The sequence below is a fragment of the Pseudomonas sp. Sample_9 genome (assembly GCF_004307535.1).
GTDB lineage: Bacteria > Pseudomonadota > Gammaproteobacteria > Pseudomonadales > Pseudomonadaceae > Aquipseudomonas > Aquipseudomonas mercuritolerans.
In genome coordinates this window covers 4,314-5,986 of sequence record NZ_RAZO01000319.1, presented here as the reverse complement: position 1 = coordinate 5,986, position 1,673 = coordinate 4,314, and the positions used below count along the sequence as shown (strand labels likewise).

1 protein-coding gene and 1 pseudogene are annotated in these 1,673 nt (G+C 60.0%); both read left to right on the top strand.

The annotated features are described in order from the left end of the window. Positions 1-300: 300 nt before the first annotated feature. Positions 301-1,107 carry a TatD family hydrolase gene (locus D6877_RS17510; protein ID WP_130911586.1) on the top strand — a complete coding sequence of 269 codons (807 nt, stop codon included), beginning with the start codon at positions 301-303 and terminating at the stop codon, positions 1,105-1,107. 207 nt (positions 1,108-1,314) lie between these two features. Further along, positions 1,315-1,673, top strand: a pseudogene (locus tag D6877_RS29975) (methyl-accepting chemotaxis protein); the annotation flags it as partial.

Sequence of the window (1,673 nt, the reverse complement as noted above, 5' to 3'; positions counted from 1 at the left end):
GCGACCGCCGTCATCGGCAGCAGCAACGCAGCACACAACAGCAGCAGAACCGAGGGACGATGCATCCACTCTCCGAAAAGAATACGGGGCGATTGCGTCGCAAAAGAGACGACATCACCGACGAAAACAGAGCGCTTTGAGCGCTGATAAAGTGCGAGAGACTGGCACAGTGATGGCCTTGTCGCCACCCCGGAGTCCTTCGCGGCCTCAACAGACAGCCATAAGTCTTTGTAGTTCTTGGCTTTTCTTATAAATCTACAGCTCTGATATGCTTTCCGGCCTTCGGCCCGAGGTAGCACCATGCAACTCATCGATATCGGCGTCAACCTGACCAACCCCAGTTTCGCCGACAAACATCAGGCCGTGCTCGACCGCGCCTACGCCGCCGGCGTCTGCCAACTGGTGCTGACGGGCACCAGCGTCGAGGGCAGCGAGCAGGCGCTGGAACTGTGCCGGCAACTGGATGAAAGCGGCCAAAGGCTGTTCGCCACCGCCGGTATTCACCCGCATTCGGCCAGCGACTGGAACGCTGACAGCGCGCGCCGCTTGCGCAGTCTGTTGAACGAATCCAACGTCGTCGCGGTGGGCGAATGCGGGCTGGATTTCAACCGCGATTTCTCCCCGCGCCCGCAACAGGAAAAGGTTCTCGAAGAACATCTGGCGCTGGCCGTCGAGTTGCAATTGCCGGTGTTCCTGCACGAGCGCGATGCCAGCCAGCGCCTGCTGGAGATCCTCAAGGACTTCCGCGATCAACTGCCGGCGGCGGTGGTGCACTGCTTCACTGGCGAGCAAAAGGCCTTGTTCAGCTACCTCGATCTGGATCTGCACATCGGCATCACTGGCTGGATCTGCGACGAACGTCGGGGCACGCATCTGCATCCGCTGGTCAAAGAGATCAAAGCGGGACGGCTGATGCTGGAAAGCGACGCACCGTATCTGCTGCCGCGCACGTTGCGGCCGAAGCCGAAAAACGGGCGCAACGAACCGGCGTATCTGACCGAAGTGTTGCGCGAGGTGGCGTTGCATCGCGGCGAAACCGAGGAAGCGCTGGCCGCGCATACCACCGCATGTGCCCGGGCGTTTTTTAATCTCCCCATTCTCCCCTGACTGCACACGTCCCCTGTGGGAGCGAGCCTGCTCGCGAAGGCGTTGGATCAGCTACAAATGGGCTGAATGACGCAGCGCTTTCGCGAGCAGGCTCGCTCCCACAATAGATCTCGGCATCCGTTGATTCATATCAAAACTCCCGAATCTGCATAGCGGCACAATAATGGCACCTTGCCAAAACTGTTTCCGCTATCAGAGAAGACCTCCATGGGTGCCTGGCTTAGCAACATCTCGCTGAAATACAAATTCTGGGCGGTCAACGCGGTCGCCTTTGTCACCACCCTGCTGCTCGTGCTGTACGCCGTACATCTTGAACAACAGGCCCGCAACGAAGCCGCGCAGGCTTCCGCGCAGGCGCAGGCGCAGTTGCTCAAGGCCTGGCCGCCCGGGCAACCGTTGCCCAAATCCGCGCAAGTGTTGACCTTCAAGCGCGGTGAAGCGCCGCGTCTCAATGATCAACCGTTGCTGGAAATCAGCGGCAGCAACGGCTGGAACGCCATCAATGAAATGCCGCTGTTCGGTGACGACCCGTTGATGGGCGCCGAAGTGTTCAGCCGTGCCGACGG